Source organism: Glaciecola sp. SC05 (assembly GCF_041380235.1).
GTDB lineage: Bacteria > Pseudomonadota > Gammaproteobacteria > Enterobacterales > Alteromonadaceae > Glaciecola.
Genome location: NZ_JBGIYY010000059.1, coordinates 1 through 473, shown reverse-complemented (window position 1 = coordinate 473; position 473 = coordinate 1). Strand labels below are relative to the sequence as shown.

General features: G+C 39.1%; 1 protein-coding gene. It reads left to right on the top strand.

Going from position 1 to position 473, the window contains the following annotated elements; translation table 11 throughout:
• Positions 1 to 407 (top strand): hypothetical protein (locus AB9H30_RS19370; RefSeq protein WP_371196436.1); only part of this gene is annotated, 407 nt, incomplete at its 5' end.
• Positions 408 to 473: the final 66 nt, after the last annotated feature.

The window sequence follows — 473 nt, the reverse complement described above, 5'->3', positions numbered from 1 at the left end:
TATACGTCATGAAAGTTATTGCTTGCCTTCTTCTCTTTGTGGTCGTTTCATACTCATATGGAGCAGAGTTTCGCGTAAAAGATGTTTTAGGTGTTCATTCAATTCTTAATGAAGAGCATACGTTTGTTGGCTATTTGTATGAGCCATCAGTTGATTTGGATAAAGAGGAAGCAAAACATCCCATCATTCCTTTGTTTTTATATGAAACTGAGGACGATTCAAAGACTGCACGAAGCGGCAAAATATTGATAGACGTCCTGACGGAATATTGCTCGGAAAGCAGATGTAATCAATTGGAAGGCAAAAGAGTCAAGATAACAGGAACAATTCGCAAGCTTGATAATTGGTATTCACATGATCATGCTCTGACCGATATTAAAAAAATTGAGTTGGAGACGGAGCAGTGACGTATAACAAAAATTTTGAAGGCGGATGTTCCGGAAAAGCACCGGCCCACCGCTTAAAATGGTGTT